The sequence below is a fragment of the Flavobacterium xinjiangense genome (assembly GCF_900142885.1).
GTDB lineage: Bacteria > Bacteroidota > Bacteroidia > Flavobacteriales > Flavobacteriaceae > Flavobacterium > Flavobacterium xinjiangense.
On sequence record NZ_FRCL01000002.1, the window covers coordinates 129,572 to 153,704 of the forward strand.

At 34.2% G+C, this 24,133-nt stretch carries 14 protein-coding genes and 1 pseudogene; 10 read left to right on the forward strand and 5 right to left on the reverse strand.

Features of this window, described 5'->3' with window-relative positions:
- Positions 1–228 precede the first annotated feature (228 nt).
- Positions 229–960, forward strand: a complete 732-nt coding sequence (locus BUC23_RS02830) for a porin family protein (RefSeq protein WP_073205112.1) — start codon at positions 229–231, stop codon at positions 958–960.
- On the opposite strand, the gene BUC23_RS02835 is transcribed toward BUC23_RS02830, so the two are convergent.
- A complete protein-coding gene (locus tag BUC23_RS02835) occupies positions 955–1,560 on the reverse strand; it encodes a hypothetical protein (protein ID WP_073205115.1) in 606 nt (201 codons plus the stop codon). The two genes, BUC23_RS02830 and BUC23_RS02835, sit on opposite strands and share 6 nt — an antisense overlap.
- Positions 1,561–1,860: 300 nt before the next feature.
- Between BUC23_RS02835 and BUC23_RS02840 the strand changes: the two genes are divergently transcribed.
- The 8 genes and pseudogenes from BUC23_RS02840 to BUC23_RS02875 all read left to right on the forward strand — a co-directional run bounded on the left by BUC23_RS02840 (position 1,861) and on the right by BUC23_RS02875 (position 16,102).
- Positions 1,861–4,311 (forward strand): bifunctional UDP-N-acetylmuramoyl-tripeptide:D-alanyl-D-alanine ligase/alanine racemase, encoded by a 2,451-nt coding sequence (locus BUC23_RS02840; RefSeq protein ID WP_073205119.1) that lies wholly within the window; start codon positions 1,861–1,863, stop codon positions 4,309–4,311.
- Positions 4,312–4,399: 88 nt separating this feature from the next.
- Positions 4,400–4,816 (forward strand): large conductance mechanosensitive channel protein MscL, encoded by a 417-nt coding sequence (gene mscL / locus BUC23_RS02845; RefSeq protein WP_073205122.1) that lies wholly within the window; start codon positions 4,400–4,402, stop codon positions 4,814–4,816.
- Positions 4,817–5,029: 213 nt separating this feature from the next.
- Positions 5,030–6,019 (forward strand): aspartate-semialdehyde dehydrogenase, encoded by a 990-nt coding sequence (locus BUC23_RS02850; RefSeq protein WP_073205126.1) that lies wholly within the window; start codon positions 5,030–5,032, stop codon positions 6,017–6,019.
- A 235-nt stretch (positions 6,020–6,254) separates the two neighbouring features.
- Complete coding sequence (locus BUC23_RS02855) at positions 6,255–6,608, forward strand: hypothetical protein (RefSeq protein ID WP_073205129.1); 354 nt, start codon at positions 6,255–6,257, stop codon at positions 6,606–6,608.
- 125 nt (positions 6,609–6,733) lie between these two features.
- A complete protein-coding gene (locus BUC23_RS02860; RefSeq protein WP_073205132.1) occupies positions 6,734–8,941 on the forward strand; it encodes a TonB-dependent receptor in 2,208 nt (735 codons plus the stop codon).
- A gap of 515 nt (positions 8,942–9,456) precedes the next feature.
- Positions 9,457–11,562, forward strand: a pseudogene (locus tag BUC23_RS02865) (prolyl oligopeptidase family serine peptidase).
- A gap of 1,007 nt (positions 11,563–12,569) precedes the next feature.
- The gene (locus BUC23_RS02870) at positions 12,570–12,965 is read left to right on the forward strand and encodes a (deoxy)nucleoside triphosphate pyrophosphohydrolase (protein WP_244153762.1); all 396 of its coding nucleotides are present in this window, start codon (positions 12,570–12,572) and stop codon (positions 12,963–12,965) included.
- Entirely contained in the window at positions 12,962–16,102 is a 3,141-nt protein-coding gene (locus BUC23_RS02875; RefSeq protein WP_073205134.1) for a DEAD/DEAH box helicase, read from the forward strand. Before BUC23_RS02870 ends, BUC23_RS02875 begins: the two co-directional genes overlap by 4 nt.
- 15 nt (positions 16,103–16,117) lie before the next feature.
- On the opposite strand, the gene BUC23_RS02880 is transcribed toward BUC23_RS02875, so the two are convergent.
- The 3 genes from BUC23_RS02880 to BUC23_RS02890 all read right to left on the reverse strand — a co-directional run bounded on the left by BUC23_RS02880 (position 16,118) and on the right by BUC23_RS02890 (position 21,773).
- Positions 16,118–17,719, reverse strand: coding sequence for a L,D-transpeptidase family protein (locus BUC23_RS02880; protein ID WP_073205137.1), 1,602 nt, complete (start codon positions 17,717–17,719; stop codon positions 16,118–16,120).
- Positions 17,720–17,986: 267 nt separating this feature from the next.
- Complete coding sequence (locus tag BUC23_RS02885) at positions 17,987–20,032, reverse strand: M13 family metallopeptidase (protein ID WP_073205141.1); 2,046 nt, start codon at positions 20,030–20,032, stop codon at positions 17,987–17,989.
- A 136-nt stretch (positions 20,033–20,168) separates the two neighbouring features.
- Positions 20,169–21,773, reverse strand: a complete 1,605-nt coding sequence (locus BUC23_RS02890) for a L,D-transpeptidase family protein (RefSeq protein WP_073205145.1) — start codon at positions 21,771–21,773, stop codon at positions 20,169–20,171.
- 231 nt (positions 21,774–22,004) lie between these two features.
- Here BUC23_RS02890 and BUC23_RS02895 point away from each other — a divergent pair, with 231 nt between their 5' ends.
- On the forward strand, positions 22,005–22,319 hold the full coding sequence (locus BUC23_RS02895) for an HPF/RaiA family ribosome-associated protein (protein WP_073205148.1): 315 nt from the start codon (positions 22,005–22,007) through the stop codon (positions 22,317–22,319).
- A gap of 103 nt (positions 22,320–22,422) precedes the next feature.
- Here the strand turns inward: BUC23_RS02895 and BUC23_RS02900 are convergent, their stop codons facing one another.
- Positions 22,423–23,994: a L,D-transpeptidase family protein gene (locus BUC23_RS02900; RefSeq protein WP_073205152.1), complete on the reverse strand. Its 1,572-nt coding sequence runs from the start codon at positions 23,992–23,994 to the stop codon at positions 22,423–22,425.
- Positions 23,995–24,133: the final 139 nt, after the last annotated feature.

The window sequence follows — 24,133 nt, forward strand, 5'->3', positions numbered from 1 at the left end:
GTATATGGGTGCATTTCTTTTTACTACCGCAAGTTTGTCAATGATTGCTTTAATGTTGATGTTGTTTTTTATAACTTTTTGATTTGATTATAAGTCAGAATTTTAAAGAGTTTAATGAAATTCGGAACTGCGTTTTTTCGCAGGAATACGCTTCGGGTACGTGTCAAAATCTTATATTTGTGCAACGATAAACAATAGTTTAATCGAAAAATATATTTTAAGACTCACATGAAGCAATCGTTAAACAAAAATAGCAACGCAATATTATTTGTAAGTTGTTTTATTCTTCTAAATATTTTCAATGTTTTTTCTCAGGAAATAACAACTTTAGAAGGTGCTTCAAAAGTAAAAATCGATTCATTGTACAGGGAGGACCAATTCTATTTTGGATTTACATATAATACCTTAACAAATAAACCCGACGGTTTGTCTCAAAGCAAATTGTCTACTGGATTTTCACTTGGATTTTTAAGGGATATGCCTACGAACAAAAATAGAACGCATGCAATAGCTGCTGGAATTGGGCTGTCGTATAATAATTATAATCAGAATCTGGCGGTTTATAAATCAGATCAAGCGCCATCTTATTCGATTATTGATCCAGATACCAGTTTTAATAAAAATAAATTTTCACAACTTTTAGTTGAGGTACCTCTAGAATTTAGATGGAGAACATCGACTTATGAAAGCCATAAGTTTTGGAGGATTTACGGTGGCTTCAAGTTGAGTTATTTAATTCTTGACAGATCCATTTTTGAAGATGCTCAGGGAAAAATCATTGTAACCAATAATAATGATTTTAATAAGCTTCTTTATGGAGCGTATATTTCAACGGGTTATAATACAATAAATGTATATGCCTATTATGGTTTGAATTCTTTATTTAAATCGGCTAAAATTGAAGGGCAGCCCATTGCTATGAAGTCCTTAAATATTGGAATAATCTTTTATATATTATAGCCATAAAAATAATAAAAGTAACTGCGGAATACTTCCTAAAATAAACCCTATAACTAATTCTTTGTTAGTATGTGCGTTCATTTCTATACGAGAGGATGCAACAAGGCCATTTGCGAGTATTAAAAATGCAATGATAAAAGTATTCTGAAATTGAAAATGTAGGCTTATTGCAATTACAAATACGGTCAGTGCGCTTATTGCCATCATATGCAAACTTGCTTTTATATTGCCAAATAATGATAAAAGAGCCAAAATAGTACTAAGCAACGCTCCTAAGAAGAAGAAATGCAATTCAGGATATCGTTGTATAGTAATGCTTTTTCGAACCAATATAATGATTAAAAAACATTGAAGAATCAATGGTATTTTGCGTTGCGTTACTTCAGCAACCATAATAGAATCAATTTTACCAACAGCTCTTAATATTAGAAAAAATAGTAGCGGAATAATTACTGTGATAATCGTCACTTGAAAAAACACAAATAATTTTTCTTCGGTTCCAAATATAGTGGTGTTGAAAAAAAGATAAAACAGGGTGGCCATTGCCGGGATGAATATCGGATGAAAAATATAAGAAAATATAGGGAGGATTTTTTTCAAGAGTTGTGATGTTGATTGGTGTCAACAAATATAAATAATTTTGTAAAGGCAAGCTCTATTTTTGAGTTAGTTAACTTTTTGTAAAGACTTTTAAATAATTCCAATTGGTGCTTAATAATTGTAAATTGATTATAATTTATCAGTTTTCAAAGTATTCATTGGCAAAAGAAGTGTTATTTTTGATGAACCATAAAGAACAATAATTGTTACTGATTAAATAATTGGGGAATAAACTATTGGTTTCTTTTTTGGGGTAATTTGTATAAATCCTTAAATGAGCTTCATTCGCTTTTTAAATTAATGATTCTAAAAATTCAAAATATAATTTCACAAATGCAGGCTGTATTTGTAGATAGTAATAAAATTAAAACAATAGACGCTGTTTCTATTGATAGTCGCTCTTTGCAAAATGGTTCGCAGACTTTATTCTTCGCATTGGTCGGAGCTAATAATGATGCGCATTTATATATTGAAAATTTAATTGAAAAAGGAGTACAAAATTTTGTGGTTACCCATATTCCTGTCGATTGTGCAGGAAAAGCTAATTTTCTGATTGTCGAAAATACTTTAGAGGCTTTACAACAATTTGCAAGCTTTTATCGCAGTCTTTTTGATTTTCCAGTGATTGGATTAACCGGAAGTAACGGTAAAACAATTGTGAAGGAATGGCTTAATTTTCTGCTTAGTCCGGATTATAATGCCATACGAAGTCCTAAAAGTTACAACTCACAAGTGGGTGTTCCATTATCAGTGCTTGCTATAAATGAGCAACACAATCTTGGAATTTTTGAAGCGGGAATTTCGACTGGTTCAGAAATGGGAAAACTGGAAAAAATCATTAAACCAACAATTGGAATCTTAACAAATATAGGGTCTGCGCACGATGAAGGCTTTGGAAGCTTAGGCGAAAAGATAAGTGAGAAACTCCTGTTGTTCAAGGATTCGGAAGTGCTTATTTATCAAAAGAGTGAGATTGTTGATGCTAATTTGTTTAGGTACGAAAATAGACGCCTTTTTTCCTGGAGTTTCAAAGATTCAACAGCTGATGTTTTTATTACTAAAAGTCCTGTATTAGATCAAACAATTTTACATATTCGTCATGTTGAGGAAAGTTTTGAAATACAAATTCCTTTTCAGGATGCGGCTTCTGTCGAAAATGCAATCTCATGTTTGATGGTTTTGTTGTATTTCAAATACGATGTAACTACGATTCAAAACAGAATGAAATTATTGTATCCTGTTGAAATGCGTTTGAAAGTCAAAAACGGAATTAATAATTGCAGTGTAGTAGACGACAGTTATAGTTCGGATTTTCAATCTCTAAAAATAGCATTGGATTTTCTCGAAAGTCAAAAGCAATATCAAAAGAAAACGGTGATATTATCGGATATTTTTCAAAGTGGTTTGTCGAATGAGGAATTGTATTCGAAGGTGGCAGAGCTTATTATTTCGAACAGAATAAGTCGCGTAATAGGTATTGGAGAAACTATTTCGGCATTTAAAGATAAATTCACAAACTGCATTACTTATAAAAACACAGCCGATTTCATTGCTGATTTTGACGATTTAATCTTCAGCAATGAAACTATTTTGATAAAAGGGGCCAGAACTTTTCAATTTGAAGAAATTGTTTCCTTACTAGAAGAGAAGACACATGAGACGGTACTTGAAATTAACCTGAATGCGATAAGCCATAATTTAAATTTCTTTAAATCAAAGTTGAAACCAGCAACCAAAATGATGGTAATGGTCAAGGCTTTTGGTTATGGGAATGGTGGATTTGAAATTGCTAAATTGCTGGAGCATCACAAAGTGGATTATTTGGGTGTCGCTTTCGCCGATGAAGGAATCTCTTTAAAAAATCTGGGAATTCAATTGCCTATTATGGTGCTGAATCCGGAGAGCACAAGCTTTTCTGCAATCATTCAACATCAATTAGAACCTGAAATTTACAGTTTAAAGGGGCTTCGTGCCTTTCTTAAAATTGCAGAACAAAAAAAATTGAAGAATTTTCCCATTCACATCAAACTTGATACTGGGATGCATCGTTTGGGTTTTGAAGCCAATACGATTGATGATTTGATTGAGACATTAAGGGGTAATAAAACAGTTGAGATAAAAAGTATCCTTTCGCACATGGCGACAAGTGATGATGAAAACCATAAAGATTTTGCGGAATCACAAATTAATTTATTTGAGAAACTGTCTTCAAAATTGATGGTGGAACTACAAATAAAACCCATTCGGCATATTTTAAATACTTCAGGGATTAGTAATTTTCCCGCTTCTCAATTTGATATGGTTCGTTTAGGAATTGGTCTTTATGGTATTTCAAATGATGCGGAAGAACAAAAATACCTGGAAAATGTTGGAACTTTAAAATCAATTATATCACAAATACGTACAATCCCTGCAGGGGATAGTGTGGGATATGGTAGGCGATTTGTTGCTGAAAAACCAACCAAAGTCGCCACGATTCCTATAGGTTATGCTGATGGTATTTCAAGAGCATGGGGGAATGGAAACGGGTATATTGCGATAAAAGATAAAAAAGCATCCATAATAGGTAGTGTTTGTATGGACATGTTGATGATAGATATTACTGGTGTTGCTTGCAATGAAGGGGATACCGTAGTTATTTTTGGTGAAAATCCAACCGTAAATTATCTGGCTGAAAAACTGAATACAATACCGTACGAAATTCTTACAAGTGTATCTCAACGGGTAAAACGTGTGTTTTATAGAGAATAGTTAAAAATTTATTAAATTTTTTATGGATTTGTTAAAATTTTAACTATGTTCGTGATGTAAAAACAAGTTTAACTTAAATTAATGTATTATGGGATTTTTCGGCGATTTTAAAGCATCTTTAATGAAAGGTGATGTATTGAGTTTGGCAACTGCAGTAGTTATTGGTGCTGCGTTTGGTAAAATCGTAGGTTCTGCGGTCGATGATGTTATCATGCCAATTGTAGGACTAATAACAGGTGGAATAGATTTTACACAAAAATTTGTTACTTTAGATGGCAATAGTTATGTTGATTTAGCTGCAGCAAAAAAAGCCGGAGCCGCTGTAATTACTTATGGTAATTTAGTTCAGGCAATCATTAACTTCGTTATTATAGCCTTCTTTATTTTTGTTATTTTAAGAGCTGCTGAAAAAGCTAAGAAAAAGGAGGAGGTTGTCGTTGCTGCACCTGCGGGTCCAACTCAGGAGGAATTGCTTACTCAAATTAGAGATTTATTAAAAAAATAATACCGCTATACTATATATTCTAACTAAACCGCTTCTTAATTGAGGCGGTTTTTCTTTGTGTTTAAAAATGACAAATCACAGATCTTACAAGTCTAAATACATAGGTTGTTATAATTATAACAATTTGTTATTTTTTGTGAACACGCTTGTTTTGATTTCAATATTACTTACTTTTGCAATTCAAATTGATTGTCCAAATAATAAAAATATACTATGAGAATAGCAGTTGTAGGCGCTACTGGAATGGTTGGCGAAGTAATGTTGAAAGTATTAGCAGAAAGAAATTTTCCTGTTACAGAATTAATCCCTGTAGCTTCTGAAAGATCAGTTGGGAAAGAAATCGAATTCAAAGGAAAAAAATATGCGGTGGTAGGATTGCAAACGGCAGTAGATATGAAAGCTGATATTGCTTTGTTTTCTGCAGGTGGCGAAACTTCGCTGGAATGGGCTCCAAAATTTGCAGCAGCAGGAACAACAGTTATCGATAATTCATCGGCTTGGAGAATGGATCCAACCAAAAAATTAATCGTACCGGAAATCAATGCTGGCGAATTGACAAAAGAAGATAAAATTATTGCTAATCCAAACTGTTCTACAATTCAAATGGTTTTGGTTTTAGCTCCTTTACATAAAAAATACAATATCAAACGTGTCATTGTTTCTACCTATCAATCCATTACTGGAACAGGAGTAAAAGCGGTGCAACAATTGGAAAATGAATATGCAGGAATCCAAGGTGAAATGGCGTATAAATACCCAATTCATAGAAATGCAATTCCACAATGTGATTCTTTTGAAGACAATGGTTACACTAAAGAAGAGATGAAATTAGTTCGTGAAACTCAAAAGATTTTGGGCGATAAAACAATTGCTGTGACGGCAACTGCTGTTCGTGTGCCTATTGTTGGTGGTCACAGTGAAGCGGTAAATGTTGAGTTTACCAAAGATTTCGAAGTTTCGGATATTCAAAATATTTTACATCATACGGATGGGGTTGTAGTTCAGGACAACAATGATACTTACATGTATCCAATGCCAATGTATGCGCAAGGAAAAGACGATGTTTTTGTAGGTAGAATTCGTCGTGACGAAAGCCAGCCAAATACATTGAACATGTGGATTGTTGCGGATAACTTGAGAAAAGGAGCAGCGACAAACACGATACAAATTGCTGAATATTTGATTGCAGCAAAATTGGTATAACAATTAATTTTAGTTCAATTTTAAGAACCATTTGTTTTTGACACTGTAATTTGTCGGAACAAATGGTTTTCTTTTTGTGTCTTTTGTAACTTGAATTTTAAAACATATAAGGGATGTAAGTTCAATTAAGAAAAGCTCTTGATTTTAGTTTGTAAAAACTTATATTACCTTAAATGTCTTATATGGTAAAAAAAAGGTTGTTACTTTTTTAAATTGTTTTATACCTTTGACGAGGATGAAAAAGAATAAGCTCATAATAAGTCTTTCTTTGGCGGTAGCGGTATTGTTCTCAATACTGTTTCAGTCTTTTCATACCTATACCCATTTAGAGCAGCAACTTTCCCAAAAGCAATGCCATCATAAATACAATGTCGCCCAGAAAGAGATAACGCATCAGCATCACAATTTTGATCATTGTTATGTTTGTGATTTTACTTTTGGCAGCTATATTTCCCCAAAAGAATTTTCCTATCAATTATATTCTACTTATAGAGAAATACCTTATTTTATTAGTGCTGAGGAAACGGTTCTTTCGTATTCCGGAAGTTTGTATTCCCTTCGCGGACCCCCTGTAAATAGCTTAAGCTGAATTGTTTCAGCTTCTGTTGATTTATTTCAACAGCTATCATTTCTATTTTATTTACTAAATAATTCCAGACTCATCTTCCTTTATTTTAGAGAAGAATGTGGCTAGGAACAATACAATCATTTTCAATGAAATATTTTATTATAACCCTATTTTTGGGGTTTTCGGCGATGCTTCAAGCGCAAAACACACTTTCTGGAATAGTAACAGATAAAAATAATCAACCCATAAAAGGTGTTTCGGTCTATGCATCAGAATTGCACAAAGGAACTGCAACGGATGAAAACGGAAAATACACATTTACTAATCTGCCTAATGGAAACTTAAAATTGACTTTTACATTCGTTGGATTTGGAACACAAAATAAAACCATAAACAGTTTACAAAAAGAAAACACACTCGATGTAATTCTCGAAGAAACGATATTCCAAATGGACGAGGTAATCGTTTCTACTGCATTCAATAAAATACAATCACAAAATGTGATGAAGGTGGAGCATGAAAGTATTAAAGAATTACAACGAAAAGGAACCGCCACCTTAATCGAAGGACTGGCAACTATTCCCGGAGTTTCACAGGTTTCTACCGGAACTTCCATAGGGAAACCAGTAATTCGTGGATTAAGTGGGAATCGGGTTTTAGTATATTCACAAGGTGTCCGAATGGAAAACCAGCAGTTTGGTGATGAACATGGGTTGGGGTTAAACGATTCCGGAATTGAAAGTGTTGAGGTTATCAAAGGACCGGCTTCGTTATTATATGGGTCAGATGCTTTGGGTGGCGTTTTGTATTTTAATCCCGAAAAATTTGCTGATGCCAATACCTTCAAAGCTAATTTCAATCAAAAATTATTCTCAAATACTTTGGGTAGTAATTCGTCTTTGGGGTTGAAAACATCTACTGATAACTGGAAATTCCTTGCTCGAGGAAGTTACAATACACATTCCGATTACAAAATTGCTAATGGCGACCGAGTAACGAATACCCGTTACAATGAAACCGATTTCAAAACAGGAATTGGCTACAGCAATGCGAAGTTCTCAAGTGTATTGCGTTACAATTACAACAAACTCGATTTAGGAATCCCGGAAGAGGGCATTGCAGACCAAACGACAAGTAAAGAAACAGGATATCCAAGACAAGGCGTTTTCAATCATTTGTTGAGTTTAAATAATGTTTTCTTTTTCGAAAAATCGAAACTGGATGTTGATTTGGGTTATATCGCCAATGACCGAAGTGAATTTGTAGACAGCAATGTAGCTGGCTTACACATGAAACTCAAAACATTCAATTATGATGCGAAATACCATTTGCCAAAAATAGGCAAAGTCGAATCTATATTTGGAATTCAGGGAATGCACCAAACCAACACCAATTCTGGAGAAGAATATTTGATTCCGGATGCTACAACCAATGATTTTGGTGTTTTTGGAACCGCAAATTATGAGTGGGGATCGAATGTTTTACAAGGTGGATTGCGTTTCGATAACAGACAAATCACCACACAAGAACACGGAACTGCAGGTGAGGAAGGATATTTTAAAGCTGTTGATAAATCATTCGACAGTTTCAATGCTTCCTTAGGTTACAAAACCAATCTGGCCGAGGATTTAACATTGCGTTTGAATGTGGCTTCCGGGTTTAGAGCGCCAAATTTAGCCGAATTAACTTCCAATGGAGTTCACGAAGGAACCAATCGTTATGAAAGAGGAAACAGTGACCTGAAAACCGAGCAAAACGTACAAACCGATGTGAATTTGGAATATAAAAACAGCCATTTTGAATTTTTTGCCAATGGATTTTATAATCACATCAACAATTATATCTACACTTCACCAACAGGAGAAATGATTGATGAAAATGCTGTTTTTGATTATATTCAGAATAATGCCAAATTGTACGGTGGAGAAATAGGACTGCATTTTCACCCGCATCCATTGGATTGGTTGCATTTTGAAACCAGTTTTGAAACGGTAACCGGCAAGAAACAGAACGGAGATTTTCTGCCTTTGATTCCGGCTAACAATTGGAACAACACAATTAGAACCGAATTTAAAATCAAAAATTGGTTAGAAGATGGATTCGCCACTTTGAATTTCTCCTCTACTTTCAATCAAAATAATGTGAGTGGTTTTGAAACAAAATCGAATGAATACATATTGGTAAACTTAGGTTTTGGAGGAAAAGTAAAATTCGGTAAAACGGCTTTCGATATTAATTTGAACGGGAATAATTTATTGGACAAAAGCTATATTGCGCATCTTTCCCGTTTGAAGAATGATGGAATTCCTAACATAGGAAGAAACATAGTTTTTGGGGTGAACTTTAATTTGTAGCACTTTTGCGAAAGCATAAAAATGATAAAACGCTATTCGAAAGAGTAGCGTTTTCGTTTTAAACTTTTACGACTTATAGGTCACTTATTTTTTTAACATATAAGGCATTTAAGGTCATATAAGAATTATGTTCGCGCTTTAGTGCTGTTTATTATAAATCTTATTTGGTTTATTATTTTTTGAAATTTAAGTACATAAGGTCAATTGAGAATTATATTCCAATTGGTGCAATTTATTTTTAAACTTATATGACCTTAAATGCCTTATATGGTTTATTATTTTTTTGTTGCACACCTCAATTATTTTTGAACTTAAAAAAACTTACATGACTTATATGTTTATTATTTCTCAGCATGTCCAAAATGTATAATTCGCAATAAGTTGTCACAACTGTAATAAAAATACCTTTCGCGCGACTAACTCTTTTTTAAGAATTCCTCACATAAGGAACACTAACTATTTTGCTATTTTTGTTACAACCTAAAACCACAATAATGAAAAACACTTTTTTATTAATGGCTTTATCTGCCGCAATGACAAGTTTTGGCCAAAACCAAAAAACAACTACAATGAAATACCCAGTTACCCATAAAGGCGAAACCGTTGATCTATATTTTGACACCAAAGTTCCCGATCCGTACCGCTGGCTCGAAGACGATAAATCTGCCGAAACTGGCGCGTGGGTAAAAGCCCAAAACAAAGTAACCTATGATTATTTAGCCCAGATTCCGTTTCGTGATGTGTTAAAAGCAAGAATGGAAAAACTGTGGAATTACGAGAAAATAGGCGCTCCTTTCATCGAGGGAAATTTTACCTATTACTACAAAAACAACGGTTTGCAAAACCAGTCGGTGTTGTATAGAAAAGACGCCAAAGGAACCGAAACAATTTTCTTGGATCCCAATACTTTTTCTAAAGACGGTACCACTTCGCTTGGCGGATTGGATTTTTCCAAAGATGGTTCTAAAGTTGCGTATGCCATTTCAGAAGGCGGAAGCGACTGGAGAAAAGTGATTATCATGGATGCCATCACCCAAAAAATAATCGAAGACACGATTGTCGATGTAAAATTCAGCGGTGTATCCTGGAAAGGAAACGAAGGATTCTACTATTCCAGTTATGACAAACCAAAAGGAAGTGAATTGTCGGCTAAAACGGACCAACACAAACTCTATTTCCACAAGTTAGGAACACCGCAAAAGCAAGACCAAATCATCTTTGGCGCAGACCAAAAACGACGCTATGTGGGAGGAGGCGTGACAGAGGACAATCATTATTTGGTGATCACCGCTTCGACTTCGACTTACGGAAACGAATTGTATATCCAAGACCTGACCACGGCCAACAGTCCTATTGTGAGTATAGTAGACAACTTCAAGAGCGACAACAGCATCATCGATAACGAAGGCACAAAATTATTCATAGAAACCGACTTAAATGCGCCCAACAAACGTATCGTAACGGTGGATGTCAAGAACCCAAAACCTGAAAACTGGAAAGATTTCATCCCGGAAACGGAGAATGTTTTATCACCAACAACTGGTGGCGGTTACATTTTTGCTAATTATATGAAAGATGCCGTTTCGGTGGTGAAACAATATGATTATTCAGGAAAAATGATTCGCGAGATACAGTTGCCAGCGCTGGGAACTGCAGGAGGTTTTGGCGGAAAGAAAAAAGAAAAAACCCTTTATTATTCTTTTACTAATTATGTCAGCCCGGGAACTATTTATTCATTCGAACCAAAATCCGGGAAATCGGCGGTATATGAAAAACCAAAAGTAGATTTCAAAAGCGAAGACTACGTTTCTAAACAGGTTTTTTACACTTCCAAAGACGGAACCAAAATCCCAATGATGATCACCTATAAAAAAGGACTGAAACTGGACGGTAAAAATCCAACAATGCTATATGGTTATGGCGGTTTCAACGTAAGCTTGACGCCAAGTTTCAGTATTGCCAATGCCGTTTGGATGGAAAACGGAGGCGTTTATGCCGTTCCTAATTTGCGTGGTGGTGGCGAGTACGGGAAAAAATGGCACGATGCAGGAACCAAAATGCAAAAGCAAAATGTGTTTGATGATTTCATCGCAGCGGCTGAATATCTTATTGCCCAAAAGTATACTTCTTCCAGTTTTCTGGCCGTTCGCGGTGGTTCAAACGGCGGATTGCTAGTGGGAGCAACCATGACGCAACGCCCGGATTTGATGAAAGTCGCCTTGCCGGCCGTGGGAGTGATGGATATGTTGCGCTACCACACCTTTACTTCGGGAGCGGGTTGGTCGTATGATTACGGAACGTCACAGGACAGCAAGGAAATGTTTGCCTACATCAAGGGGTATTCTCCGGTGAATAATGTAAAACAAGGAACCCAATATCCGGCCACGATGGTCACAACGGGCGATCACGATGATAGAGTAGTGCCGGCACACAGTTTCAAATTTGCTGCCGAATTATAGGAAAAACAAACCGGACCTAATCCTACTTTAATCCGTATTGACATCAATGCAGGACACGGCGCAGGAAAATCCGTGGCGGCAACCATTCAGGAAAACGTAGATATACAGGCATTTACCTTGTACAATATGGGCGTAACCGAATTGCAAAAGTTAGCTGAATAAGATTTATTTTCAGGAGCTATTTCCTGCTATCCGTTGCAATCTTTTTCAACGCTGTCAGGGTTTTGAACCCTGACAGCGTTTAGAAAAAGGATTTCCACTGCTATCAGGGCTAGGGCATCAGATTCCTCGGACGATTGTCATTGCGAGGAACGAAGCAATCACAACACGAATATAAACCAACAAGAATTCAAAAAAACGCTATTCGAAAGAGTAGCGTTTTTTTGTGGAATAAAACGAAAACAGAATTCGATTATAAATAGCTAAAATCAACTTATTTTTTTATCCCGTATGGGATTCAATGTTGGTAGAAAATTATTACATACGTACAATAATATCCCGTAGGGATTATAGGTCCCGTCCCTACGGGACTTATTCTTGGTGATCGATTCGTGATTTCTACCAATATCAAACACCTAACGGCGTTTTTTGGAGAAATATAATCAAGTTGAAAACTAAAAATTAATGAGGTCAATTGTAGGCGGGTCAATTGTTTAATTAATTATAATTTTGGATATCGGATATTTAGTTTAACTGACTAATAAGCCGTTCTGTGAAAATAAAAATGCAAATAGATTTATTTAATTTAAATTTTTAAAATTATGACTATAGAAGAAATTGGTCTACAACTTAATGAAAAGGAAACTTGTGGATTTGAAATCACTAAAAGAAGATGAGTTTTGACTAGTACGTGGTTAATTTACAAAAAAGGGAAGTATTATTATTACTTCGATATTAATGAAAAAATAATTTTTGATGAAAATCATAAATATTCTTTAGAAGCACTTGAAGGGGAGTTCCATGATTCAAATTTTGAAATAGATTTCGAAATCAATTAATAGGGAATTAACTGAAGGTTAAAAATATTTTTAGTTTGCGAAAGAGTAGCGTTTTTTTATAAATGTTAGTTTTTATTAATTAAAAGGCAATATGAAATTGAGTACAGAAACCATAAAATCTTACTATCTTTCGTACAAAATAAATATTACTCTTTATAATTATTCATAAAAATGTCAAACATTATAAACGTTACTTGTGCTATTATTGTGATTGAAAATAAAATTTTAGTTACTCAACGTAGTGAAAAAATGAAATTACCATTAAAATGGGAATTTCCAGGAGGGAAGCTAGAAGAAAATGAAAGTGAAATAGATTGTATTAAAAGAGAAATAAAAGAAGAGATAAATATTGAAATTGAAGTTCTAAGAAAATTGTCAAACAGCATTTATGATTATGGAAATTTTAAAATTAATTTAATTCCTTTTATAGCGAAACATATTCTTGGTGAAATTAAATTGACTGAACATAGAGATTACAAATTATTACAAAGAAAAGAATTGTTAAGTCTTGATTGGGCAGAAGCAGATTTGACAATCGTTGAAGAATTTTTAAAACTTGAATTATGAACCAAGGATTGTATGAAGAATTAGTTACTAAGCTAATCAACTATAAAATAAACGAATTAGATAAAGATACTTTTCAGGTTAAGAAAACTTCGATAGACAAAGCTGAAGCCGCTCAATTATTATCGCAACATATCGGTAAAACAATTAAACATGCATTTACTTTAATTAAGGGAGATGATGTTGTAGAAACACAAATAGAGATTGCTAATAAGATTATTTTATTTCTGAAAGAAGAGTTAAGAAAAGAAGAGTTTGAGGATGATCTAATAGAAACGGAAGGTGAAATTCTAAAAGCTGTTTTTACAAAAGTGGATGCTCATTTCACTGATTTGGATTTACATTTAAAAGAAATTACTCCTTACACAAGATTGATTCACAGTGAACTTTTTACAGGTGGAAATTCAGGGGCAACTCTTGAAAGCGAATTGAGAAAAGAGATTTTATCTTCAGATAGAATTGATTTATTAGTTTCTTTTATCAAATGGAAAGGAATTCGAATTCTTGAGCGTGAATTAAGAGAATTTACAGAAAGAGGCGGGAAATTAAGAGTAATTACAACTACTTACATTGGAGCAACAGATGCTAAAGCGGTAGAGTTTTTAGCTTCTTTAGAAAATACAGAGGTGAAAGTTTCCTACAATACAGGTAATGAAAGATTACATGCAAAAGCTTATTTGTTTCAAAGAAATACGGGTTTTCATACAGCGTATATTGGTTCCTCTAATTTTTCGCGTTCTGCTTTAACTGATGGTTTAGAATGGAATTTAAAAGTAACAACCAAAGAAGTAGGGCATATTATTGATAAATTCAAGAAAACATTCGAGGCATACTGGCAAAATTCAGAATTTGAATTATATGATCAAAATATTCATTCTGTAAAATTAGTCGAAGCTTTAAAACAAGGGAAGTTTTCAAAGGAATATACTTTTACAACATCGTATTTTGATATAAAACCTTTTCATTATCAAAATGAAATACTTGAAAAGGTAGAAGTTGAAAGATCGGTTCATAATAGATATAGGAATCTTTTAGTTGCCGCTACAGGAACTGGAAAAACAGTTATTTCTGCATTTGATTATAAAAATTTTAGAAGTAATAATAAATCATCAAAGTTGCTTTTTTTGGCTCATAGAAAAGAAATTTTGCAACAAGCAAAAGCCACGTTTCAAGGAGTTTTAAAAGATAATAATTTTGGAGATTTATGGGTTGATGGAATGGAACCAAGTTCTAATGAATATGTTTTTGCTTCGGTTCAAACTTTAAATAACAGATTAAAAGATATTACTCTAACTCCCGAATATTATGATTTTATAATTGTTGATGAAGTGCATCATATTTCGGCCTCTTCTTATAGACCAATAATAAATTATTTTAGACCAAAAGTGCTTTTAGGATTGACAGCAACTCCTGAAAGAATGGATAATGAAAACATATTAGAAGATTTCTGTAATCGTATAGCTGCTGAAATTAGACTTCCAGAAGCATTAAATAAAAAATTATTAAGTCCTTTTCAATATTTCGGTATTACTGATAGTATAGATTTAACCAATGTAAAATGGGAGAAAGGAAAGTATGTAGCAAGTGAATTGACAAGTTTATATACTAAAAATAATGTTCGTGTCGGTGAAATAATTTCTAACCTGAATAAATATACAAATGATATAAACGATGTTCGAGCAATTGGATTTTGTGTGACAATTGAACACGCCTCTTTTATGGCTGAAAAATTTAATTTAGCAGGATTAAAAGCAGAATGTTTAACGGCAAAAAATTCTAGTGAGCGAGATCGAATTAGAGAACAATTCAAGAAAAAAGAATTCAATTATTTATTTGTTGTTGATATTTTTAATGAAGGTGTTGATATTCCTGAAATTGATACAGTTTTGTTTTTGAGACCGACAGAAAGTTTGACAGTTTTTCTTCAACAATTAGGACGTGGATTGCGCTTATCAGAAGGAAAAGACTGTTTAACAGTTTTAGATTTTGTTGGAAATTCAAGACCTGAATATGATTTTGAAAGTAAGTTTAGAGCGTTAATTGGAAAAACAACAACTTCGGTACAAAAAGAAATTGAAGATGATTTTCCGCATTTGCCATTGGGATGCTCCATAGTTTTAGAGAAAAAGACGAAAGAAACTATTCTTGAGAACATAAAAAAAGCGACATCTTTAAATGTAAATCAACTAATAACCAAAATTATAAATTTCCAACATCAAACTAATTTACCTTTAACATTAAATAATTTCATAGCGTTAAACCATATTTCAATTGAAACTATTTACAAAAAAGATAGTTGGTCAAGATTATGTCAAAGAGCTGGAGTAATTGAAGATTTTGAAAACATAAATGAAAAGCAAATATATTCAGCTATTAGTAATAAATGGTTATCAACCAATTCTACGAGTTATTTCAATTTCATTTTAAAGATTGCAAAACAAGGTTTTAATATTAGAATTAATGATTTCAATGAAAATCAAAAAGCCATGTTGTTGATGTTGCATTACGATGTATGGCAAAGTGCGGGAGGTTTTGATTCTTTAGAAAAAAGTATAAATCAAATAGGGAAAAATCAAATTCTCGTTAATGAAATAATAGAAGTTCTAGAGATATTAATTGATAAAATTGGTTTTAAAGAAATCGACATTGAATTGCCTTACGAACAACCATTAAAGTTACATGCTCGTTATACAAGAGATCAAATATTGGTAGCTTTTAGAGACAGTACTTTTGAAAAAAAATCATCTAATAGAGAAGGAGCAGCCTTTAATGTTAAGCTAAACACAGAAATCCTTTTTATTAATTTAATTAAATCAGAAGAGAATTTTTCTCCAACAACAATGTATGATGATTATGCCATAAGTGAAACTTTATTTCATTGGCAATCTCATAATGCCTATGGACCTAAAACCAGTAAAGGATTATCATATATAAATCATATAGAGCAAAATAAAACAATATTACTTTTTGTGAGAGAAAAAGGAAAAGACGAAAATGGAAACACACTTGGTTATGTTTTTATTGGAGAAGGAATTTTTAAAGATACAGAAGGTTCAAAACCTATGAGTATTAAATGGGAACTTAGTGAGCCAATGCCAAATTATCTTTGGAAAGAATCTGCGAAAATGTCCGTTGGATAATACCATTCCTTAAAATCAATCAGTCAACAACAATTCAGAGAGTCGTCCATCATGGCCGTAGATGTCATTGTAAAAATGAATTGTTCCGTCACGATCGACCCAAGCGGTAAAATAGCCAATATAAACCGGGATTTTAGTTTTAAGGGTATAGGTCTTTTCTACACCTCGGTTCATGGCGGCATCTATTTTTTCGGGAGTCCAGTTTTTGTCGTCTTTCAAAATGGCAACGGCCAAATCTCTGGCGCGCCCCACCCGAACGCATCCATGACTAAAAGCCCTTTGTTCTTCTTCAAACAAGGTTTTTGCAGGCGTATCATGCATATAAATGGAAAAGGAATTTGGGAAAACGAACTTAACTAATCCAAGGGAGTTTTCTGGGCCGGGTCGCTGTCGCACTTTATTGCCAACCCATTCCATATCGTGTTGCACCAAATAGTTTCCATTTTTGGCTATAGCCGGCAAAATCTCTTTTCTTAAAATACTCGAAGGGACATTCCAGTACGGACTGAATATTATTTCACTCATTTGGCCGCTAAAAACCACGGTTCTATTAAGTGACTTGCCCACAACGACTTTAGATTCCAGAGCGGGTTTTCCGTTTTTAAAATAGGTAAGATTGAAGGAAGGAATATTGACCATGATATACTGCTGTGTTTTTGTCAAACTTGGAGAAATCCAACGGCAGCGTTCCATATTAGTCATGATTGCCTTTATGCGCTCATTGACCGAAATATTCATGTCCTTGATGTGTTTGGGTAGTAGTACGGGATCAGCCGTAAAAGCATTTCGTTCCTTGTAATGAAGCACCCCGACCAAAAGCTCGTTGTCGTACCAATTTTTTTTAGAGTCAGCATTCAGATCACCGGTAAGATAAAGGCGGTTTCTGATTTGCAAAATTACATCAGCCGTATCTCCGGGTTTCAGCGATTTCATTTTTTTGGGCCAAACAATGGGACTCCAGACTCCTTGATTTTCTATATTTCTATATTTTTGTAAGGCTTCTTTCAACAAATAATATTGTCCCAAAAGATCTTTGTCCCGTTTGTTGATTAAACTGGGATCTTGTAGCAAGGAGTCTAACCGATTGACGTAGGATTGTTTTTTTCGGGGAAGATACCAGCCCAATTCTTGTGTTTTCTCTATTTCTACTCCCTTATAAACTCTATTGAAATAGAAAAAATACAACGAGGACATCAGCAGTTCTACCTCTAGGTTAAATTCTTTCCTGTTGTCGTCATCCTGAAAAATGGTTTGTATTTTATCCTTGTATGGAACACGGATTTTCAGTCCTTCCTGATCTAAATTATTGATTTTGCTGTACAATAAATCAGCAAACTCATTCATACCATCTCTGTCATACCAAAGAAATTGGTAATTATGTTTCCGGTATAGTTTGACTACTTCGGGTTTCAAGTATTTTAGTTTTGGGTATTTTGCAAAAAAAGGAGTAACTAATGTGCTGTCAAAAGGTTCATTCAAGAAAGGAGTTGTCTTTTTGTAAATAGAGGAAATAGCAGCAGACTTAGATTCAGTTTTACTTGCTTTAAGGATATAGGAATGCGCCAATACTAAATAGGAAGGAATGCACAAAAAGAATAGGACAAGTATGCGTTTCATGTCAACAGATTTTATTTCTTTCAACCATAAATATACAAAAAATGCCGATTGCTTAGAAGGTATGAAACGATAAAGTAGAATCTAAAATGCTGAATTGCAATTTTTTAATTGAAAATTCGACTTTAAAGTGCAACTGTGTGGATACAAATATTGGGTAGATTGCTAAACACGAATTTCACGAATTTGCACAAATTGATTCGTGAAAATTAGTGAAATTGGTGTTTAACTTTTTAAGAAATTAAAAAAACTTCTTTTTAGATATTTTGCTTACCAGATTTTAACTCTTTTCTCTGGAGCGAGGTATAACGAATCCGTCGGTTTTATATTGAAAGCCGTGTAGAATTCTGGAATATTACGTACAACGCCGTTTACCCTGAATTTTGAAGGCGAATGCTCGTTGCTTGCCACTTGGCTTCGTAAAGCCTCCTCGCGACTTTTATTTAGCCAGCTTTGACCCCAGCCAAGGAAAATGCGTTGTTCTCCAGTAAAACCATCCAAAATGGTCGATTTTTTACCATTCAGACTCATTTTGTACGCTTTTATAGCGATGGATAGTCCTCCTAAGTCACCAATGTTTTCCCCTTGCGTAAATTCTCCATTTACATTGAGGTCAGGAAATACTTTAAAACCATTATATTGGGTAACTAATGCTCCCGTTTTTTGTTTGAAAGCTGCTAAATCTTTTGCTGTCCACCAGTTGCGCAGGACTCCATTACCATCAAATGTGCTTCCAATATCATCAAATCCATGTCCAATTTCATGCCCTATTACCGCGCCAATTCCACCATAATTTACGGCGTCTTCTGCGTTTGGATCAAAGAAAGGAGGTTGCAAAATAGCAGCCGGAAATACAATTTCGTTTAAAAAGGGATTGTAATATGCATTTACGGTTTGAGGTGTCATTCCCCATTCTGAGCGATCAACAGCTTTTCCGAGTTTATTTATTTGTCTGTTGTATTCAAAGGCAGTAGATTTTTGAAGGTTTCCATACAGGTCTCCTTTTACGACTTTTAATGTAGAATAATCTCTCCATTTATCCGGATAACCAATTTTTATGGTGAATTTAGATAATTTATCCAATGCTTGTTTTTTGGTTTCGGGACTCATCCAATCTAATTGCTTAATGCTTTCGCCATAGGCCTTAAGAAGATTTTTAACTAAGATTGTTACTTGTCCTTTAGCTTCCGGTGAGAAGTGTTTTTCAACATACACTTTACCAATAATCTCGCCAAGGTTATCATTTACCTTTTCTACTCCTCTGCGCCATAAAGGTTTTTGTATCTCTATTCCCGCTAATGTTTTCCCGTAAAAATTGAAGTTTTCATTCTCTAAAGTTGTACTCAAAGACATTGATGATGAATGAACAGCACTCCATTTTAGGTACCCTTTCCAAGTGTCCAATGGTGTGGTTTTTATAATGGTATTGAGCGATTTTATGTATTCTATTTGTGTTAGTACAATGTTTTGCTGCTTGATAATCCCCGCATTATTCAGCATGGAACTCCAGTCAAAATCAGGCATGAGTTGCTTTAAATTTTTGATCTCATACTTGTTGTAAAGCTTTACCATATCGCGCGTTTGCTCTTTTTTCATATGTTGCGAAGCTAAAGTAGTTTCTAAAGCCATAATTTTTGGGGCGAGTTCAGCGGGATTTGCTACCCCTCCAAGTTGCAACATGTTTTGGATGTGGGTTACATATTTTTTGCGTATTTCTTTAGATTTGGTATCTTCAAGAAAATAGTATTCTCTGTCCGGCAGTCCAAGACCACTTTGCCAGGTATAAAGCATGTATTTGGTTGGATCTTTAAAATCTGCAACAACTCCGATTGCAAATGGGGTGTTTGTCCCTGATTTATTAGCGTAACCAAAATATTTCGCCAGATCAGAATAATTGGAAATGGCGTCAATTTTATTGAATTCCGGAAGCAGCGGCGCAATTCCTAATCGGTCTCTGGTTATAGTATCCATAAAAGTACTATAAAAGTCTCCAATTTTTTGTTCATTGGAACCATCGGCAAAACCGCCTTTGGCTGCATTCTCGATGATGGCTTTTACATCTTCCTGTGATTTGTCATGTACAATGTAGCCAATACCATAGGAGGGTTTGTCTGCCGGTATCTTAGTGTTTTTGACCCAAGTACCATTCACATAGGCATCAAAATTGTCACCAGGCCTTACCGAGGTGTCCATGTTTTTGAGCGATAATCCAGATATTAATTTTTTGTCTGACTTAATTCTAGTGAATGCACCAAAAATCAGAATACAACATAATAATAAGAAAAGAATTCTAAAAAAGGAGAGTTTGAGTTTCATAGTATTTATCTTTAAATTTTTAGGATATTAAAGATAATTAAAAACAAATGTAAAAAATTTAATATACTGTAAACTAGATTATTGACGTTAAATAGAGGTTGATTTGCATGATTTTGGATAGACATCCCATTAAAACTTATTCCTCAGCTATTAATGAAGCTAATTTTTCATCTTTATCGTAAATATCCTCATAAAAATGAATATCTCCTTTGTCGTCTACCCAAGTGGTAAAATAGCCTATGTAAATGGGAATCTTATTTTTTAGCATATAAGTCGTTTCTTTCTCTCCTTTCATGGCATCAGTTATACGCTCTACGGGCCATTCTGGATCATCTTTTAATAACAATTGGGCTAATTCTTTACCTTTGTCCATATTGATGCAGCCGTGGCTTAAAGCGCGATAATTGAATTCGAATAAACTTTTGGATGGCGTATCGTGCAAATAAATATCATTTGGATTCGGAAACATGAATTTTACCAGTCCCATCGGGTTTTTTCCTCCGGGTCTTTGTCTCACTTTCCCATTGCTGGCTTCCATATTATGTTTAGCTAAATAGTCTTTGTCTCCAAAAAGTGCCAATGATAATTCGTTTTCAACAATACTTTGGGGAATATTCCAATACGGACTAAAAACGATATAAGTGAGATAACTGCTAAAAACTGCCGTTTCAGAAATGTTTTTGCCTACCAATAAACTGGATTCTAGTTCTCTCTTACCATTTTTGGTATAAAGTAGCTGAAAAGCAGGAATATTTATAAAGATGGCCTCATTGGAATTTGCCAACTCAGGATCGATCCATCGGCAACGTTCCATGTTTACGGCAATCGCTTGAATGTATTTCTGGATTGGTAAATTCATTCGTTGCACTTGCCAATTGGTAATGAGATAATTGGGTTGATAGCCATTTCGTTTTTTGTATTTCAATACGCCGGCCATTAATTCATTATCGTACACATTACTTTTAGAATCCTGTTGTAAATCTCCAGTAACCGTAAGCCGTTGTCTGATTTGTCCAATAGTTTTTGAGCTATCATTGGGTTTATACATTTTTACAGCAGTATCGGTGGCTATGTGATTCCAAGTGCCTTTTTTTTCAATTTCTCGGTATGTTTTTAAAAAGTCACGCAGTTTGTAATATTGTCCAAACATGTTTTTATTGTTCTGATTCAATAAACTGGGATCAGCCAACATTGAATCCAGGAGATCATCGTAAGAGAGATTTTTCCTTGGTAAAAACCATCCAATTTCCCTGATTTTTTCGCTGTCAATACCGAAATATACCTTTTTAGCGTAAAACACGTACATAGACGACAGCAGTAGTTCAGTATCGGTTTCGGAGGGATTCGCTGTTAAAGATTTTGTGTCGAATATTCCCTCAATTTTATCTTGACAGGGAAATTTAGAGTCAATACCATCTTCTTCAAGTTGATTTACTTTGGCATATAACATACTGGCCAAATCAATTATTCGGTTGTCCTCGTACCAAATGGATTTGTAATTCCGTTTTTTGTATACAGCAGTAACATCATATTGGTATTTTTTTATCTCGGGATATTTCTTAAAAAAGTCAGTGATTATGGCCTTGTTGACGGTGATTTCGGGTTTTCCAAAAGTGTACTCCTGAATATTTTTGGCAATAGAAAATACTTTAGCCGTTAAATTCTCATTTCGGTTACGGTAAATTGTAGTAACTGACACTCCACATACAATTACTACGATGGATAAAAAATATTTTCTCATAGTACAATTATATACCTAAAGGTAAAAAAAATATTTTCTCAGGATAACGTATAACCCTAATTGTTTGTCTCTTTTATGAATATATTAATAAATGAATAGGAGCTGCCATTGCCTGATTATTAAGATTTATGCTATAAATAGGCTTTTTGTTTTCACAAGGTTTTACTAATTATTATTGTTTTTACCGCACGATGGTTAAATTTGAGAATCAATACTAAACATAAAATAAATATGAAAATTCAAATCAACACAGACAAAAATATTGAAGGACACGAACGATTAGAAGCCTATTTTTCTAGCGAATTAGAAAAAGTACTGGCTCGTTTTGAAGATAAAATCACGCGTCTTGAAGTGCATCTGGGAGATGAAAATAGCGATAAAACGGGTATTAATGACAAACGATGTCTTATAGAAGTTCGTGCCGTAAATATGCAGCCTATAGTAGTCACTAATCATGCTGATACAACGGAGAAAGCTTTTCAAGGTTCGTTAGAAAAGATGAAAAAAGTTTTGGGAACCACTTTTGATAAAATGAAAGCACACTAAAGAATCCGTTTTTGGAAGACATAAAAAAAATGACATTATCTCTTAAAAAAGATAATGTCATTTTTTTGTGGAATACTTATTTTATACTGATTGAATCGAATGATTATTTCGCAAATATCAAGGAAGCTAATCGTTCGTCTCTATTGTAGATATCTTCATAGAAATGAATCATTCCTTTATCATCTACCCAAGAGGTAAAATAACCAATATAAACCGGGATTTTGTTTTTTAATGTATACATGGTTTCTGTATCGCTGTTCATTGCGGCATCAATCTTTTCCGGAGTCCAGTTTGGATCATTTTTCAAAATGATATTGGCTAGTTCTTTTGGTTTCGCAACTCGGATGCAACCATGGCTAAATGCCCTGTCTTCACTATTGAATAAGCTTTTTGAAGGCGTATCGTGCAAATAAATATTATTGGAATTTGGAAACAAAAATTTCACTTTACCCAAAGAATTATCTCCTCCTGGTTTTTGTCTCACATCTTTGCCATTCCATTCCATATTGTGTTCGGCTAAATAGTTTTCGTTTTCTTCAATCGCGGGAAGTATCTCTTTTTTCAAAATACTCGTTGGTACATTCCAATACGGACTAAAGGCAATAAATTTCATTACAGCACTGAAAACTACCGTTTTGTTTAAGGCTTTTCCAACTACGACTTTAGAACGCAACTCCGGTTTTCCATTGTTGAAATAAGTTAGCTCATAAGCAGGAATATTTACAACTATGAATTCTGGTGATTTTGTGATGTCATTGGAAATCCATCGACAACGTTCCATGTTGACCGTAATTGTTTTTATGCGCTGCGCAACAGAAACATTCATGTCTTTAATGTGTGCCGGCAAAATAATTTTATCGGTAGTGTTGCCACTTCTCAATTTGTATTTCAAAATTCCGTCAGCTAATGCATCGTCATAAACCGTGCTTTTAGAATCTCTTGAAATATCTCCGGTAACAAATAAACGCTGTCTGATTTGTGCTATTGTTTTAGAATTGTCTCCAGGTTTATACGACTTTACATTTGGATCTATGGCAATGGTTTTCCATCCTCCTTTTTTCTCTATGTCACGGTAGTTTTGCAAAGCGTCTTTAAGAAGATAATATTGGCTTAATACCCCTTTTTCGTCTTTATTGATCAAATTAGGTTCAATTAAAAGCGAATCCAAATAACTTACATACGATTGTTTTTTTCTCGGAAGATACCATCCAAGATCCGTCGTTTTACTAGCAGGTATTCCATGATATACTTTGTCAGCATAAAAAAAGTACAGAGAAGAACTTAGCAATTCTGCATCAATATCTGGTTTCTGGTCGTTATCCGCATCTTCGTAAATATCGGCTAGTTTGTTTTTATAAGGAACATCAACTTGAACGCCTTCTTCTTCCAGATTATTAAGTTTGTCATATAGTAGATTACCGAAATCATTAATTCCGTTATCATCATACCAAACATAATGAAATTGATGTTTGCGATACAGTTTCTCCACATCGCCTTGGTATTTTTGCAGTTTTGGATGATTAACAAAAAATGTTTTTACCAAGGTACTGTCAAAAGGAGTTTCAAGGGAAACTTTAGTTGCTTCTGCTTCTTTTTTGTCCTGCTTTTTACAGGAAACAGTTATGAACAAAAATGTCATAACAATAATTATAATTGGGAATTGTAACTTTCTCATAGGTTAGGCTTTAAAGCGTAATAATTTATTTAGAGTGCTACAAAAATACGTCAAATCAAGTATTGAAATATCAGTTTTGAAAAGTGCGATTTTTTGAGCTTTCCGTTTTGTCTTTACTTTTTATAGGTACTTCAAAAAT

Excerpts from the sequence above, each read along its gene's own strand:
- BUC23_RS02900 (WP_073205152.1), bottom strand. The coding sequence starts at position 23,994 with ATGAGAAAGTTACAATTCCCAATTATAATTATTGTTATGACATTTTTG.
- BUC23_RS02885 (WP_073205141.1), bottom strand. The coding sequence starts at position 20,032 with ATGAAACTCAAACTCTCCTTTTTTAGAATTCTTTTCTTATTATTATGT.
- BUC23_RS02850 (WP_073205126.1), top strand. The coding sequence starts at position 5,030 with ATGAGAATAGCAGTTGTAGGCGCTACTGGAATGGTTGGCGAAGTAATG.
- BUC23_RS02890 (WP_073205145.1), bottom strand. The coding sequence starts at position 21,773 with ATGAGAAAATATTTTTTATCCATCGTAGTAATTGTATGTGGAGTGTCA.
- BUC23_RS02870 (WP_244153762.1), top strand. The coding sequence starts at position 12,570 with ATGTCAAACATTATAAACGTTACTTGTGCTATTATTGTGATTGAAAAT.
- BUC23_RS02860 (WP_073205132.1), top strand. The coding sequence starts at position 6,734 with ATGAAATATTTTATTATAACCCTATTTTTGGGGTTTTCGGCGATGCTT.
- BUC23_RS02875 (WP_073205134.1), top strand. The coding sequence starts at position 12,962 with ATGAACCAAGGATTGTATGAAGAATTAGTTACTAAGCTAATCAACTAT.
- BUC23_RS02895 (WP_073205148.1), top strand. The coding sequence starts at position 22,005 with ATGAAAATTCAAATCAACACAGACAAAAATATTGAAGGACACGAACGA.
- BUC23_RS02840 (WP_073205119.1), top strand. The coding sequence starts at position 1,861 with ATGATTCTAAAAATTCAAAATATAATTTCACAAATGCAGGCTGTATTT.
- BUC23_RS02855 (WP_073205129.1), top strand. The coding sequence starts at position 6,255 with ATGAAAAAGAATAAGCTCATAATAAGTCTTTCTTTGGCGGTAGCGGTA.
- BUC23_RS02830 (WP_073205112.1), top strand. The coding sequence starts at position 229 with ATGAAGCAATCGTTAAACAAAAATAGCAACGCAATATTATTTGTAAGT.
- BUC23_RS02880 (WP_073205137.1), bottom strand. The coding sequence starts at position 17,719 with ATGAAACGCATACTTGTCCTATTCTTTTTGTGCATTCCTTCCTATTTA.
- mscL (WP_073205122.1), top strand. The coding sequence starts at position 4,400 with ATGGGATTTTTCGGCGATTTTAAAGCATCTTTAATGAAAGGTGATGTA.